This window comes from Actinomycetospora sp. 2LY8.5 (assembly GCF_057180585.1).
The window spans coordinates 1-13532 of sequence record NZ_JBXUHE010000031.1 but is presented as its reverse complement, the minus strand read 5'-3'; the positions used below and the strand labels follow the sequence as shown (position 1 = coordinate 13532).

Genomic DNA, 13532 nt, shown 5'->3' with positions numbered 1-13532 from the left:
ACCCGGTCCCGAGGACACCGGTCGGGTCGACCCCTCATGCCTCCGCTGCGCCACTCCGCGCCCGTTCGCTCTCCGGGCGGCTCGCCTCGAATCGACGCCGGGCGGTGCTGGTAGCGGCCGGTCGGGGTGCCCTCGACCTCGCCGTCGGCCCACACCCGCTGCCCGCGCAGGAAGGTCGCGCCGTGGGCGGCCGGCGTGGTCGGCGCCCTCGTCGGCGGGGTGCTCCTCGACCGCGTCTACCCGCCGCACGCAGAGCATCGGAGCCGATTCACGATCATGGGCTGCGCCCTGTCGCTCTCCGGCGCCTCACTGATTCCCGTGTTCCTCGACCCGACCCTCACGATCGCGCTGATCTTCGTCTCGCTGGGCGTCGGCTGCGGATTCGCCACCGGCACCCGCGCGGCCGCGCCGGATGACCATTCCGGACCGGCCGTGAGCGACGATATGCGAACCGTCAGCACTCAACGACCGGACCATCGCGCCCGTCAAAGCTGAGTAATGCGCTACTCATGATGTCGCCGCCTGCAGCGCCCATTCTCGGTGTCGAACCGATCGCCACCGACACCCCGAGGCGGACACCATGACCACTCAGCAGCACTGCTTCCCCCCGCCCCCGCGGCCCAACTTCGACCGCGAGACCGGACACCCCATCGAGTACCGGCACGACGGCACTCCGTTCGACCCGACCGACACCACCCTCCCGAAGCCGGCGGGCGTGGACAGCTACGACCCGATCACCGGCCGGCCGCTGGACGTCCACGGCCGACCCATCCCGAACGAGCACAACCCGTTCGCCCAGTGGGACTTCGAGACCCGCGTCGAGGACCGCCACGGCGTCGACCCGTCCGGCCACGTCATCGCGAACCGTCCGGTGTACGACCTCAACACCGGCCTGCCGTTCCGGTACGACGACTTCGGCAACCCGCTGATCCCGCCGACGCCGACCACCAAGCCCCCGGGCGTGGACCATTACGACCAGCGGACCGGGGAGCCCCTCGACGTGTTCGGCGAGACGGTGCCCGGGGCCGTGAACCCCAACCAGCGGCCGGCCTACGACGACGCCACCGGGCTGCCGATCCACTACGACCCTCAGACCGGCGAGCCCTCGCTGCCCCGCATCGACGTCGACAAGCCCGAGGGCGTCCACCACTACGACCCGAAGACCGGCGACCCCCTCGACGAGAACGGCGACATCGTGCCGGGAGCCCGCAACCCGCACCAGAACGTCGACGACAAGACCCTCCCCGACTAGCCGCTGCTCAACTTCGACCCGGTCACCGGCGTGCCGCTCGACAGGATCGACCCGGTCACCGGTGAGCTCGAGCCGATCACGGACCTCGTACCGAACCACCCGCCGCACGTCGTCGGCTTCGACCCCATCACGGGCGAGCCGCTCGACAAGGACGGCAAGGTCGTCGAGGACTACGACAATCCGCTCGGGGAGCACGTCTTCGTCACCGACCGCGACCTGCGCGACGACGTCGACCCCCTCGGGCACGTCATGTCGCAGCGTCCGATGTACGACGAGGCGACCGGCAAGCCGATCACCTACGACGAGTTCGGACAGCCCAGCGTCCCGGCCTTCCAGCAGCCCATCGGGATTCACCCGGACATCGCCAGCTTCGACCCGGACACCGGCCGGCCCCTCGACGCCGCGGGCCAGCCGCTGCCCGACGTGAAGAACCCCTGGCAGCGTCCCGACTACGACACCACCAACGGGCTGCCGATCGACTACGACAAGAACGGCAACCCGGTCCCCGCGCCGAACGTGGTCGTGACCGTGCCTCCGGGTGTCGCGCGCTTCGACCCCGACACCGGCCAGCCGCTCGACGTCAACGGTGACCCCGTCGACATCCCGAACCCTTTCCAGCGGCCCGAGGACCGCCCGTTCACCGACGAGGGCGACGACGTCCGGACCGAGAACACCGGACAGGACGACGTCCAGACCGCCGAGGAGGGTGAGCGGGGCATCCCGGTCCTGCCCGAGGGGACCGGCCCCACGCTCGTCGACCCGCCCGTCGAGGGCCTCCCGACGACGGAGCCGGTCGGCACGGAGGGCACGGGCCTCGAGACCCCGCCGTTCGGGAGCTCGCCGTTCGAGGGTGAGGGCTCGCCGACCCCGCAGACGCAGGTCCCGACGACGTTCCCGGAGCCCTCCTCGACCACCGAGCCGGACCCGTTCGGCGGCGCGCAGACCACGGTGCCGGTCGACGGGCCCTTCGGGCCGCAGCCCACGACGCCCGAGCCGTCGTCCTCGTCGTCGCCGTTCGAGCCCGCGGACGGCTCGCCGCGTGCCGAGACCCGGGAGACTCCGGAGATCCCCGCGCAGGACAGCAGCGGGCAGGAGGACCTGGCGTCGAGCTCCTCGTCGCAGGAGTCCTCGTCGAGCTCCGACGCCGGCCACGAGGCGAGCAGCAGCTCGTCCTCGGACTCGGGCTCGGACTCCGGTGCGGAGGCGTCCGACGACGCCGTCGGCGTGAGCTGACGAGCATCGTCCGGCCGTCACGGGGCCGTCGCATCCCCACCCCGGCGGGGTGGTGCGGCGGCCCCGTCGTCGTGCGCGGGTCAGCCCAGCGCGGCGATCTTGCCTCGCAGCAGATCCCGCTCGCGCTCGTTGCCGCAGCGCGCGATCGCGAGCTCCAGGGCGTGGCGGGCCTCGTCGGCACGCCCGAGCCGGGTGAGCAGTTCGCCGCGCACGCTCGGCAGCAGGTGGGAGCCCGCGAGGACCTCGGAGCCCTCCAGCTCGTCGACGATCGTGAGCGCCGCGGCCGGCCCCTGCGCCATCGAGACCGCCACCGCGCGGTTGAGGTCGACCACCGGGGAGGGCGCGAGACGGCCGAGCGCCTCGTAGAGCGTCACGATCCGCTCCCAGTCGGTGGCCTCGACGGACGGGGCGACCGCGTGGCACGCGGCGATCGCGGCCTGCAGACCGTAGGCGCCGAGGCCCCGGCCGAGACCCTGGGCCCGGGCGAGCGCGGCCCGGCCGCGGCCGATCGCGGCGACGTCCCACCGTCGGCGGTCCTGGTGCTCGAGCAGGACGGGCTCGCCGTCGGGGCCGGTCCGCGCCGGGAAGCGCGCCGCGGTGAGCTCGAGCAGGGCGAGCAGGCCCCAGACATCAGAGGGGCCCTCGGCGTGGTCGGGCACCAGGCGGGCGAGGACCCGCGCGAGCCGCACGGCCTCGCCGGCGAGGTCGAAGCGGATGAGGTCGTCGCCCGAGCTCGCCGACGACCCCTCGGTGAAGATCAGGTAGACCACGTTGAGGACCGACCCGAGCCGCTCGGCCCGTTCGTCGGCGGGCGGCACCCCGAACGGCACCCCGGCGGCGCCGAGGGTCTTCTTCGCCCGCGTGATCCGGGCCTGGACGGTGGCCGTCGGGACGAGGAACGCCCGCGCGATCTCGTCGCTGGTCAGGCCGCCGACCACGCGGAGCGTCAGCGCCACCCGGGCCTCGCGCGACAGCACCGGGTGGCACGAGACGAAGATCAGCGCGAGGACGTCGTCGTCGATCCGGTCGGGGTCGAAGAGGAGGTCGTCGCCGGCGTCGCGGGCTGGGTCCCCGCTCACCGCCCCGCTCACCGCCCCGCTCACCGCCCCGCCCACCGCCCCGGTCGCCGCACCGCCCTCGCCCAGCCCGCGGGCGAGGGCGGCGTAGCGCTCGTCGCGCCCGGCGCGCCGCCGGAACGCGTCGATGGCGCGCCGCCGCCCGACCGTGAGCAGCCACCCGGCGGGCTCGCGCGGCACGCCGTCGCGGGGCCAGGTCACGAGGGCCTCCGCCAGTGCCTCCTGGGCGAGGTCCTCGGCGAGCGCGAAGTCGCCGGTGTAGCGCGCGAGCGCGCCGACGATGCGCGGGGACTCGATGCGCCACACGGCGGCGACGGCGTCACGCTCCGCCCCGGCGCTCAGAGCTGGCCCGTCGCCTCGCGCCACGCGCGCTCCTTCTGGATCCACGGGTTGTCCTGGGGGAACTCATCGATCGTCGAGACACGGCGGATCTCGGTCTTGAAGCCCGGGCCCGTGCCCGGCGCACGCTTGGCCCACTCGACGGCCTCCTCCCGCGAGGCCACGTTGAGCAGGTAGAAGCCACCGAAGAGCTCCTTGGTCTCCCCGTACGGGCCGTCGGTGACCACCGGCGGCTCGCAGCCGTGGTCGACCACGACCGTCTCCGCCGGGTCCTCGAGGCCCTCGGCGGCGAGCAGCACCCCGGCCCGGAGGAGCTCCTCCTGGAACCGCCCCATCAGCTCGATCATCTCGTTCATGTCCACGTCGGCCATCGCGGCGTAGGCCTCGTCGGTGGCCCGCATGATCAGCATGTACTTCATGGCTCTGTCTCCCTGACGTGTTCCGGGTCCCTCGCGGACCCTGGCACCCACAGGTCGTGCGGCGTGGCGGCGGATCGACATCGGCTCCGAGAATCTCCGGAGTCACTCGAATCATCACCGCCGCCGGGCGGGACGCGCGCGCCACGGCCGAACGCGACCGTGACCGCACGGCGTTCCTGGCGCAGGCGAGCGATCTGATGGAGGCGCCGCTGTCGGTGGAGGAGCGCCTGAGCCAGCTCGCGGATCTCGCCGTCACCGGGATCGCCGACTGGTCGGCCGTGCACCTCGTGCTCGGGTCCCGCGTCGAGAAGGCGGCCGCCGCACACCTCGATCCCGAGAAGATCGAGTTCGTCGACCGACTGGAACGCCGCTACCCCGCGTGACCCCGACGCCCGCGGCGGAGCCGTCGACGTGACCCGCACCGGCAAGGCGGTCGTCCTTCCGGAGGTCCCCGACGAGCTCCTCGTGGCGTCCGCGGTCGACCTACGACGACCCGCCGGGAGCCCGCCCTGTGCGGCGAGCTCGACAACGACACCCTCGCCGTCGTCCAGGACCAGGTGGCCGCGGCGGAGGCCGACGACCCGCCGGTGCTCCTCCTCGACTCGTCGGGGCTCGAGTACGTCGGGTCGTGCGGCGTGCGCCTGGTCCTGCTCGCCCAGCACGGCGGAGGCCGAGAACCGGCGCCTCGAGATCGGCGACGGGGCAGGAAACTAGTTCCCGATTTCCTCCACCCACGAGCGCCGAAGTGAGGTGTCGTCGGCCGCGCAGCCGTCGAGCATCCGGCGGCTGCGTGTCTGCCGTCGGCCGGGTGCCGGGCGTTCGCGCCCCGCGCCACCAAGGAGGCCATCTGTGATCGTCCTCGGTGTCATCCTCATCATCCTGGGCTACGTGCTCGGGATCTCGCTCCTCTACACGATCGGCGCGATCCTGCTCGTCGTCGGTCTCGTCCTCACCCTGCTGGGCGCCGCCGGGCGGGGGGTCGGCGGGCGCAAGACCTACTTCTGATGCTTCGCAGGTGAGTGATTCGGGTCGTCATGGCGACCCGAATCGCTCACCTGCGCGGAGCGTGTCCACGTCCCGCAGCCCCACGGCGACCACGTCGGTGCCTCACCCCGCCGTCCCGGCGGGGTGCCGCGGATCGCTAGGCGGTCAGGGCGACCAGCCAGTTGATGATCGCGGCGAGCACCGCCACCACGGAGAGGACGCCGAACCAGGTCACCCACCGCGAGATCGTCCGCAGGTGCTCCTCGAGGGTCCGCGCAGATAGCAGAGCAGGAACATCTCCTCGAACTGCGCGATCTCCCCGACGAGCTCGCCGCCGTGGGCGCGCAGCCGTTCGACGGTGTCGTGGATGTCGTCCACCGCGAACATCAGGCGGCGCAGGCCGATCGTGTTGGCCTGGCGCGTCCGGCTCGACCGTGGTCGCCGTCGGCGTCGCGAACATCGTCAGCTCGAGCGTGCTGTGGCCGTCCGGCGTCCGCACCATCGCGATCTCGACGGACGCCGTCGAGGCCGACGGCGACGACGCCGACGTGGTCCATCCGCTTCAACGCCATGTGGTCCTCCTCGTCGTTCTGTTCCCGCCTCGGGGGGACGGAGCCGACGCAGCGGTCTCGACAGAAACCGGATGCGCTGTCGCCGGGCCGAGCGCCATGGTGCAGACCGACGCCGGGGAGGAGGGACACGCGATGCTGCGGCTGCGAGCACGTCGGCACACGCGGCCCTCGATCGCGCTCGCCGTCGCCCGGGTCCTCGTCGAGGCCGGTCCGGCGACGGCCGCGCTGGTGCGCGAGCACGCCGAGCGGTACGGCGAGGTGGAGCCCACCGTGCTGCTGGCCGATCTCGCCCACTGGTACGTCGCGGTGGCGCTCGGGCCGGTGGCGGGCTCCCGGGCCGTCGCCGACCGGGTCGTCGTGGCGCTGGCGCAGGAGTTCCGTGACGGCGACGACGTGATGCGCGCGATCATCGCGACCGGCTTCCTCGACGTGCTGCCCCGGCCCGGCGAGCTCGGGCACGAGGTCGTCGCACGGCTGCCACGGCGCCTCGGCCGCGAGCTGGCCTGACCTCGTGGGGACTCAGGGGAGCAGGAAGGTGCGCGCCTGCTGGGCGACCGCGTCGGGCGCCGTCCAGAACGCGGAGTGGTCATGGTCCGGGAGCGTCAGCACGGTGACGGCCGGCAGGATCGCGGCGAGCGCGTCCGCGCCCGTGCGCAGCGCCGCGGCGGCCTCGTCGTAGGCGGCCGTGGTGACGACGACGCCCGGCGGCACCGGGAGCCCGGCAGCGGCCAGGCGGGCGAGCGAGGCACCCTTTCCGCCGAGAACGGCGAGCTCCGGGTCGGCCGAGGTCAGGGCGACGACGCGCGCGGTCATACCGACAGAGCCTCCCCGCTGGGGGCAGCGCCTCGAGAACCGGCGCGGGCAGCACGGTCTTGATCGGGCCGAGGGCCGGTCCGGCCTGCGCGGCGTGCCGGGCGGCGGGCTCGACAGCGCGCCGGTGCAGGTCGGGGTGCAAGCGGTGCCCGGTGTCGCCGGGATCGAGGACGGCGACGGTGCCGTCGGGACCCCCGCGTGTCAGGCTGAGCACGGCTACTCCTCGCAGAGATCGGTGACGTCGAGGACGTGCGTGCTGACGAGCCCGGGAGCGCCCCTGATCCCCGCTGCGTCGAGCAGCCGGCCCAGCCGGGCCGGGTCGGTGCCCCGCCACAGCAGGTGCCCGTCCGGGCGGACGAGCAGCGCGTCCTCGTCGTCCTGCTCCGGGTCGATGGCCCTGACGACCGCTCCGGGCAGGGCGGTCCGCAGGACGTCGTGGAAGCGCTGCGGGGAACCCGTGCTCCCGGTCAGCAGAACCCAGCGCGGGCCGAGCTCGTCGGTGAGGGTGCTCGCGCGTCCGCGCTCCAACAGCACCGCGCGGTCGCGGACCCGATCCCCGGGGCGTGGGGCCCGGCCGCGGCCGCCGAGCGGGCCCCGCCGGTAGCTCAGGCGCAGCTGGGAGGCGGCCCGGGTCGCCTGCCGCTGCACGGCGGGCAGGTTCAGGACCCGGACGAGGACGTGGTCGCGCAGCAGCCGGGCCAGGAAGCCTTCGGCGACCAGGGCTCGGGTGTTGGTGGTGGTGCGCCGGAGCACCTCGGCGGCCGCCGGTCGCCGTTCGGCGGTGTAGGTGTCGAGCAGGCCGGGGTCGGCCCCGCCGCCCACGACGAGCGCGAGCTTCCAGGCCAGGTTCTCGGCGTCGCCGATCCCGGTGTTCATCCCCTGCCCGCCGAACGGGGAGTGGACGTGCGCGGCATCGCCGGCGAGCAGGACCCTCCCGGACCGGTAGTCCGCGGCCAGCCGGCGGTGGATGCGGAACACCGAGGTCCAGACCGTGTCCCTGATCCTCGCGCCGGTGATCTCCGCGCGGACCGGGAGCAACTCCGACAGGGCCCCGACGACCTCGTCGCGAGACAGGTGCCGGCCGTCGTCGGGGACGTTGGCCATCAGCCGCCACAGGTTCCCGGCCTCGTCGGGCATGGGCATCGCCATCAGGATCCCGTCGCGGTGGTACCAGCCGGCGGAGTGCGCGCGGTCGGCGATGCCGTCGGCGTGCACATCGGCGAGCAGGAACCGCTCGACGACAGGCACGCCGGGGAAGGCGATGCCGGCCAGCTCCCGGACGCGGCTGTGCGCGCCGTCGCAGCCGACCACCCAGCGCGCCCGCACGGCCGTACCACTGCCGGCGTGGACGGTCACCCCGTCGCGGTCCTGCTCCAGGTGCTCGACGCCGCGACCCCACTCGACCTCGACACCCAGCTCGGCGAGCCGGTTTCGCAGCCGCTGCTCCACCGCGGCCTGGGAGACGAACAGGGCCTGGACCGTCTCCCGCTCGTCGGGGGCGAAGGTCATCGTAGTGAGGTGGCGCCCGCGCACGTGCATCCGGATACCGATCGGGGCGACGGCTCGTTCTCGCAGGTCACCGAGCGCGTCGAGCCGCGCCAGCACCTCGGCCCCCCGCGCGTGCAGGATGTTCGCCCGCGACGTACCGGCGGGCCCGTCGGCACGGTCCAGGACGCGGACCCTGGTCCCGCCTGCGGCCAGTCCGCCGGCAAGTGCGAGGCCGGTGGGCCCGGCCCCGGCGACGAGGACGTCGGTCGCAGTGTTCACGTGGGCTCCTTGCCCGACCGTGCCGGCAGCGCGGCGAGCAGGCGCCACGGTGGGCGCTGGAGGGCCTCGGGCACGCCGTGCAGCTCGAAGTCGTCGTTGTGCTCGATATCGATCAGGGCCAGCCGGCGCAGCGGCGGGACCCGACCCGCGGCGGCCAGCGCCCGGAGCTGCTCCTCGAGCGGCCCGGCCGGGGTCTCGAGGGTGCGGACCCGGACCGGTCGGGTCGGGTCGGCGAAGCTGCGCGCGACGCCCGGGGGCACGGTCACGGCCTCGCCGGGGCCCAGTACGCGGCGCCGCCGGTGTTCGCGCCCGTGCGCAGCACGGTCAGCGCCTCGCCGGTGGGTGGCCGGATGCGGTCGAGGCTCACGGTCGCACCTCTGGCCGGCGCGGCACCGGGCCGGCGCCCCAGCGCGCCAGGGCGATCTCGAGCCCGGTCGGGCTGTCGTCGGCCCAGCCGACGTAGCCGTCCGGGCGGACCAGGCGGTACGGCCCGTCCCCGGTCTCGAGCAACGCCGGCCCGTTCGCCGGCCGCGGCCGATCGCCGGGGCCGGTGAGCACGAACCGCCCACCGCGCAGTGCCTCGTACAGGCGGGTCCCGTCCCGGCCGGTGAGGTCCGGCATGCGAACGCCCACCAGGGGGTGGTCACCGGCGGCGCGGGGGTAGGAGAAGCCGATGCCGGTGAGCATCCCGCGGACCCGCCCCGCGGTGGGGGGCAGCGCGAGCACGGTGCGGGCCACCCCGTTGCGGACCGCGCGGGCCAGGGTGGAGCGCAGCAGCGCGGCCCGGATCAAACCCCCGGACAGCCGCAGCACCGCAGCGCCGACCGGGCGGCGCTCGGCGTCGTAGGTGTCGAGCAGCGCGTCGGAGGCCCGCTCGTCGAGCACCGCGGCGAGCTTCCAGCTCAGGTTCGCGGCGTCCTGCAGGCCGGTGTTCATGCCCTGCCCGCCGGCCGGGGAGTGCACGTGGGCGGCGTCGCCGGCGAGCAGTACCCGGCTCTGCCGGTAGGTGGTGGCCTGGCGTTCCTCGCTGTGGAAGCGGGAGATCCAGCGCGGATCGTGCATGCCGAGGTCGGTGCCGTACACCCGGCGGGCGACCTCGGCGATCTCGTCGAGTTCGACCGGGGCGTCATCGGGCAGCTCGGAGCCGGAGCGTCGGGCGATCACCCGGTACCAGCCGTCGCCGTAGGGGACGACGAAACAGAAGCCGTGCGCGTTGCCGTCGACGGTGAGCACGTCCGGTGGCGGGTCGGTCATCCGGACGTCGGCCAGCATCAGCGAGCGCACCACCGACTCGCCGGGGAACCCGAGCCCGAGCTGCTCGCGCACGGTGCTGTGGTGGCCGTCGGCACCCACGACGTAGGCGGCCTCGAGCTCGCCGGACGTGCCGTCGGCGGTCCACCCCACGACGACGGCATCGCCGCGGTCCCGGACGGTGTCCACCCGCACACCACGGCGGATCTCTGCTCCGGCCGACCGCGCGCGGGCCCGCAGGGCGCGCTCGACGTGGTACTGCGGCGTGACCAGCAGGAACGGGTAGCGACTGGGCAGCCCGGTGAGGTCCACCGCGACCGACCCGAACAGCCGGAACTCGTCGACGGTCGTGCCGGTGCGGACGAGGTCCTCGGCGAGCCCACGCGCGTCGAGCTGTTCCAGGGTGCGGGCGTGCACGGCGAACGCCCGGGTCAGCGGCGACTCGTCGCGCCGCATCTCCAGCACCGTGACCCCGATGCCGGCGACCGCGAGATCACCGGCGAGCAGCAGGGAGGTCGGGCCGGCCCCGACCACGACGACGCCGCTCATCGGGACGACCCGGTCGCGGCCGCCGCGGCGCGGCTGGTTCGGGCAGGGAACACGAGAACTCCCGGAGGTGCAGGGCGCATCGGTCTAACGCCAGTAAGTGTATTCATACACTTGATGTAGCTATGAGTCGAGGGCACCTCTCCCGGGAGCGCCGGCTCAGCGGGATGGGTGGGCACGTCGCCCCCTCGACGGACTGGACGAGGGCCAGTTGGCAGCGCATCCGGAGCGGCCGTCCTCCTCGTCCGCATCGGCCAGGCCGAGCAGCACCGGCGGCAACCCGACCTCGATCCCGGTCAGCACCACTTGGAACGAGTGCGGTCGACCGGCCACCCCGAGGGACAGCAGCCGCCCCAGGCCACCGAGCCAGAAGACCGCGGTCAGCCAACGGACCGGCCGCGCCGGCACCGGACGCTGCGCGGCGACCCACAGCCACGCTGCGCCGTAGCCGGCGAACAGCCCCCCGTAGAAGCGCTCCCGGCTGTCGACCGTCGGCCCCGCGGAGGACAGCCCCGGCACGGACCCGTTGCCCCACAGCAGGTGCACGACCCCGATGGGCAGGCAGGCGGCACCCATCGCCCACGCCAAGCCTCGCAGAACACGAGCCACCCCACGACCTCCTTAGTAGACACGTGTGAAGTAACTGTGGCCGGGTCGGTGAACACGTGTCAAGTAACCTGGGCGAGTGCCTCCGCGGACCCGGCTCCCGCCCGACGACCGGCGCACCCAGCTGGTCGCCATCGCGGCGCGATCGTTCGCCGCGCACCCCTACGACGAGGTACGCATGGACCGGATCGCCGCGCAGGCCGAGGTGTCTCGCGGGCTGCTGTATCGCTACTTCCCCACCAAGCGCGATCTGTTCGCCGCGGTGTACCGCCGCGCCGTGAGCGACCTGCAGGCCGAGAGCCGGTTCGACCCCGACCGCGACCTCACCGACCAGATCGGCGCCGGGCTCGACGCCCATCTCGACTACTTCGAGGCCAATCGGCACGCCGTACTGGCGGCCAACCGCACCCTCGCCGGCGACCCGGTCATCCAGACGATCATCACCGACGAGCTCGTCGAGCTGCGCGACCGGCTCATCGGGGCAGTCGGGCTCTCCGGGCACTCCCGCGACCTCGCGTCGGCCGCCGTCCTGGCCTGGCTGACGTTCATCCGCACCCTCTGCCTGGAATGGCTGACAACCGACACGATCTCCCGCGACGAACTGCGACAGATGTGCCTCCGGGCCCTGCACGGCGTCCTGGGGCCGGACCTCGACGTCGGATGACCAGGTTGTCGACGGCTCCTCGACTCTGACCCCCTGAGGTCCCGGGAAAGTTGACCCCTCCCGGGATCGTCCGGGAGGTGATCACGGTGGAGGACTGGGCGGAGATCCGTCGGTTGCATCGGGCCGAGGGGCTGCCGATCAAGGAGATCGTGCGGCGGACGGGGTTGGCGCGGAACACGGTGCGGACCGCCTTGCGCAGCGAACGGCCACCCAAGTACGAGCGGCCGGCGCGGGGATCGGTGGTCGATGCCTACGAGCCGGCGATCCGGGCATTGCTGGCGGCGTGGCCGCGGATGCCGGGCCCGGTGATCGCGGCGCGGATCGAGTGGCCGCACTCGATGGGGCCGCTGAAGAAGCGCCTGGCGCTGATCCGCCCTGAGTACGTCGGGGTCAACCCGGTCGACCGGGTCGTCTATCGGCCGGGCGAGATCACCCAGTGCGACCTGTGGTTCCCCGAGACGAAGATCCCTGTCGGTGGCGGGCAGCGCTGGATGCTGCCGGTGCTGGTGATGGTGCTGGGCTACTCGCGCTACCTGTCAGCGACGATGCTGCCCTCGCGGCAGGGCGGGGACCTGCTGGCCGGCATGTGGCAGCTCATCGGTGCGCTGGAGCGGGTGTCGAAGACCCTGGTCTGGGACCGGGAGGCCGCGATCGGGGGTACCGGCAAGCCCACCGTCGAGGCGGCCGCGTTCGCCGGGACGCTGGCGACCACGATCCGACTCGCGCCGCCGCGAGATCCGGAGTTCAAGGGGATGGTCGAGCGCAACAACGGGTTCTTCGAGACCTCGTTCCTGCCTGGGCGCACGTTCACCTCGCCGGCGGACTTCAACACCCAGCTCGCTGACTGGCTCCCGCGCGCCAACAGCAGAACCGTCCGCGCGATCGGGGGCCGCCCGATCGATCTGCTCGCCGCCGACCGGGCCGCGATGCTGGCCCTGCCGCCGCTCGCCCCGACGGTCGGGATTCGGGCGCGGGTGCGGCTGGCGCGGGACTACTACGTGCGCGTGGACACCTGCGACTACTCGGTCGACCCGCGGGTGATCGGCCGCTTCGTCGACGTCGTCGCCTCACCGAACGAGGTGGTGGTGCGTTGCGGCGGCGAGCTCGTCGCCTCGCATGTCCGCTCGTGGGCCAAGCGCGCCGTGGTCACCGACCCCGCGCACGTCGAGATCGCCAAGCTGCTGCGCCGCGAACACGCCGCCCGCCGCGACGCCGATCATCGCCAAGCCCGCCGCCACGGCGACGGGCACGCGGTGATGCTGCGCGCCCTGCCCGACTACGACGCCCTGTTCGGCATCGACACCGACACCTTCACCTCGGAGGCCTCCCCGTCATGACCACCACCAACAGCAGCCCGACGGTGTCGGGACGCCCGGAGGGCCTGTCCGCGCAGCTGGCCTACCTGACCCGCGTGCTGCGGGTCCCGACCGTCGCGGCCTGCTGGGAACAGCTCGCCGCCCAGGCCCGGGAAGCGAACTGGTCGCACGAGGAGTACCTCGCCGCGTTGCTGGCTCGTCAGGTCGCCGACCGCGAGGCCGCCGGGAACACCATGCGCATCCGCACCGCGCACTTCCCGGCGGTCAAGACCCTCGAGGAGTTCAACCTCGACCATCTGCCCTCGCTGCGCCGCGACCTGCTCGCCCATCTGGCGACCGGCACCTTCGTCGCCAAGGCCGAGAACGTGATCCTGCTGGGCCCTCCGGGGATCGGGAAGACCCACCTCGCGATCGGGCTCGGGATCAAGGCCGCCCAGACCGGCCACTCGGTCCTGTTCGACACCGCCAGCAACTGGATCAACCGGCTCGCCGCCGCCCACCACGCCGGGGCACTCGAGGCCGAGCTCAAGAAGATTCGCCGCTACCGGCTGATCATCATCGACGAGGTCGGCTGTGCGCCACGAGGCGCTGAGGAACCGTGTGGGAGGAGGAGCCCACCGCGGGCCATCGCAGTGGCCGGTTGACGCTGGAGGCAGGCCGATCCCCGGGTCTGGGGGTGAGGCCGGGAGCAGCC

17 protein-coding genes are annotated in these 13532 nt (G+C 73.3%); 9 read left to right on the top strand and 8 right to left on the bottom strand.

The window, feature by feature from the left end; all coding sequences use genetic code 11:
• Positions 1–195 precede the first annotated feature (195 nt).
• The 3 genes from AC2A1K_RS25870 to AC2A1K_RS25860 all read left to right on the top strand — a co-directional run bounded on the left by AC2A1K_RS25870 (position 196) and on the right by AC2A1K_RS25860 (position 2485).
• Positions 196–495: a hypothetical protein gene (locus AC2A1K_RS25870; RefSeq protein ID WP_483899213.1), complete on the top strand. Its 300-nt coding sequence runs from the start codon at positions 196–198 to the stop codon at positions 493–495.
• Positions 496–580: 85 nt separating this feature from the next.
• Positions 581–1252 carry a hypothetical protein gene (locus AC2A1K_RS25865; RefSeq protein ID WP_483899212.1) on the top strand — a complete coding sequence of 224 codons (672 nt, stop codon included), beginning with the start codon at positions 581–583 and terminating at the stop codon, positions 1250–1252.
• 30 nt (positions 1253–1282) lie between these two features.
• Positions 1283–2485 carry a hypothetical protein gene (locus tag AC2A1K_RS25860; RefSeq protein ID WP_483899211.1) on the top strand — a complete coding sequence of 401 codons (1203 nt, stop codon included), beginning with the start codon at positions 1283–1285 and terminating at the stop codon, positions 2483–2485.
• Positions 2486–2565: 80 nt separating this feature from the next.
• On the opposite strand, the gene AC2A1K_RS25855 is transcribed toward AC2A1K_RS25860, so the two are convergent.
• Entirely contained in the window at positions 2566–3927 is a 1362-nt protein-coding gene (locus AC2A1K_RS25855; protein ID WP_483899210.1) for an RNA polymerase sigma factor, read from the bottom strand.
• Positions 3900–4319, bottom strand: coding sequence for a YciI family protein (locus tag AC2A1K_RS25850; protein ID WP_483899209.1), 420 nt, complete (start codon positions 4317–4319; stop codon positions 3900–3902). Before AC2A1K_RS25850 ends, AC2A1K_RS25855 begins: the two co-directional genes overlap by 28 nt.
• A gap of 197 nt (positions 4320–4516) precedes the next feature.
• Here AC2A1K_RS25850 and AC2A1K_RS25845 point away from each other — a divergent pair, with 197 nt between their 5' ends.
• Both AC2A1K_RS25845 and AC2A1K_RS25840 read left to right on the top strand, forming a co-directional pair.
• Positions 4517–4702, top strand: a complete 186-nt coding sequence (locus AC2A1K_RS25845) for a hypothetical protein (RefSeq protein ID WP_483899208.1) — start codon at positions 4517–4519, stop codon at positions 4700–4702.
• Positions 4703–5168: 466 nt separating this feature from the next.
• On the top strand, positions 5169–5324 hold the full coding sequence (locus AC2A1K_RS25840; protein ID WP_483899207.1) for a DUF6131 family protein: 156 nt from the start codon (positions 5169–5171) through the stop codon (positions 5322–5324).
• Positions 5325–5534: 210 nt separating this feature from the next.
• Here the strand turns inward: AC2A1K_RS25840 and AC2A1K_RS25835 are convergent, their stop codons facing one another.
• Positions 5535–5690: a hypothetical protein gene (locus AC2A1K_RS25835; RefSeq protein WP_483899206.1), complete on the bottom strand. Its 156-nt coding sequence runs from the start codon at positions 5688–5690 to the stop codon at positions 5535–5537.
• A gap of 281 nt (positions 5691–5971) precedes the next feature.
• On the opposite strand from AC2A1K_RS25835, the gene AC2A1K_RS25830 reads away from it, so the two are divergent.
• Positions 5972–6382, top strand: a complete 411-nt coding sequence (locus tag AC2A1K_RS25830) for a hypothetical protein (protein WP_483899205.1) — start codon at positions 5972–5974, stop codon at positions 6380–6382.
• A 12-nt stretch (positions 6383–6394) separates the two neighbouring features.
• Here AC2A1K_RS25830 and AC2A1K_RS25825 read toward each other — a convergent pair whose 3' ends face one another.
• The 5 genes from AC2A1K_RS25825 to AC2A1K_RS25805 form a co-directional block, all read right to left on the bottom strand.
• Positions 6395–6688 carry a PEP/pyruvate-binding domain-containing protein gene (locus AC2A1K_RS25825; RefSeq protein WP_483899204.1) on the bottom strand — a complete coding sequence of 98 codons (294 nt, stop codon included), beginning with the start codon at positions 6686–6688 and terminating at the stop codon, positions 6395–6397.
• 216 nt (positions 6689–6904) lie between these two features.
• The gene (locus AC2A1K_RS25820; RefSeq protein WP_483899203.1) at positions 6905–8455 is read right to left on the bottom strand and encodes an FAD-dependent monooxygenase; all 1551 of its coding nucleotides are present in this window, start codon (positions 8453–8455) and stop codon (positions 6905–6907) included.
• Entirely contained in the window at positions 8452–8721 is a 270-nt protein-coding gene (locus tag AC2A1K_RS25815; RefSeq protein WP_483899202.1) for a hypothetical protein, read from the bottom strand. The genes AC2A1K_RS25820 and AC2A1K_RS25815 overlap by 4 nt, the downstream gene beginning before the upstream one ends.
• 97 nt (positions 8722–8818) lie before the next feature.
• Positions 8819–10255, bottom strand: a complete 1437-nt coding sequence (locus tag AC2A1K_RS25810) for an FAD-dependent oxidoreductase (protein WP_483899201.1) — start codon at positions 10253–10255, stop codon at positions 8819–8821.
• A gap of 156 nt (positions 10256–10411) precedes the next feature.
• Positions 10412–10861 (bottom strand): DUF4345 domain-containing protein, encoded by a 450-nt coding sequence (locus tag AC2A1K_RS25805; protein ID WP_483899200.1) that lies wholly within the window; start codon positions 10859–10861, stop codon positions 10412–10414.
• 76 nt (positions 10862–10937) lie between these two features.
• Between AC2A1K_RS25805 and AC2A1K_RS25800 the strand changes: the two genes are divergently transcribed.
• The 3 genes from AC2A1K_RS25800 (at position 10938) to AC2A1K_RS25790 (ending at position 13482) form a co-directional block, all read left to right on the top strand.
• Positions 10938–11522 carry a TetR/AcrR family transcriptional regulator gene (locus tag AC2A1K_RS25800; RefSeq protein ID WP_483899199.1) on the top strand — a complete coding sequence of 195 codons (585 nt, stop codon included), beginning with the start codon at positions 10938–10940 and terminating at the stop codon, positions 11520–11522.
• Between the two features lie 77 nt (positions 11523–11599).
• Positions 11600–12859, top strand: coding sequence for an IS21 family transposase (gene istA, locus AC2A1K_RS25795; protein WP_483899198.1), 1260 nt, complete (start codon positions 11600–11602; stop codon positions 12857–12859).
• A complete protein-coding gene (locus AC2A1K_RS25790; RefSeq protein WP_483899197.1) occupies positions 12856–13482 on the top strand; it encodes an ATP-binding protein in 627 nt (208 codons plus the stop codon). The genes istA and AC2A1K_RS25790 overlap by 4 nt, the downstream gene beginning before the upstream one ends.
• The last annotated feature ends 50 nt before the right edge of the window (positions 13483–13532 follow it).

Bases quoted from the DNA above. Each gene is read 5' to 3' on its own strand.
- AC2A1K_RS25865 (WP_483899212.1), top strand. From the start codon at position 581: ATGACCACTCAGCAGCACTGCTTCCCCCCGCCCCCGCGGCCCAACTTC.
- AC2A1K_RS25850 (WP_483899209.1), bottom strand. From the start codon at position 4,319: ATGAAGTACATGCTGATCATGCGGGCCACCGACGAGGCCTACGCCGCG.
- AC2A1K_RS25845 (WP_483899208.1), top strand. From the start codon at position 4,517: ATGGAGGCGCCGCTGTCGGTGGAGGAGCGCCTGAGCCAGCTCGCGGAT.
- AC2A1K_RS25835 (WP_483899206.1), bottom strand. From the start codon at position 5,690: ATGTTCGCGGTGGACGACATCCACGACACCGTCGAACGGCTGCGCGCC.
- AC2A1K_RS25830 (WP_483899205.1), top strand. From the start codon at position 5,972: ATGGTGCAGACCGACGCCGGGGAGGAGGGACACGCGATGCTGCGGCTG.
- AC2A1K_RS25825 (WP_483899204.1), bottom strand. From the start codon at position 6,688: ATGACCGCGCGCGTCGTCGCCCTGACCTCGGCCGACCCGGAGCTCGCC.
- AC2A1K_RS25810 (WP_483899201.1), bottom strand. From the start codon at position 10,255: ATGAGCGGCGTCGTCGTGGTCGGGGCCGGCCCGACCTCCCTGCTGCTC.
- AC2A1K_RS25790 (WP_483899197.1), top strand. From the start codon at position 12,856: ATGACCACCACCAACAGCAGCCCGACGGTGTCGGGACGCCCGGAGGGC.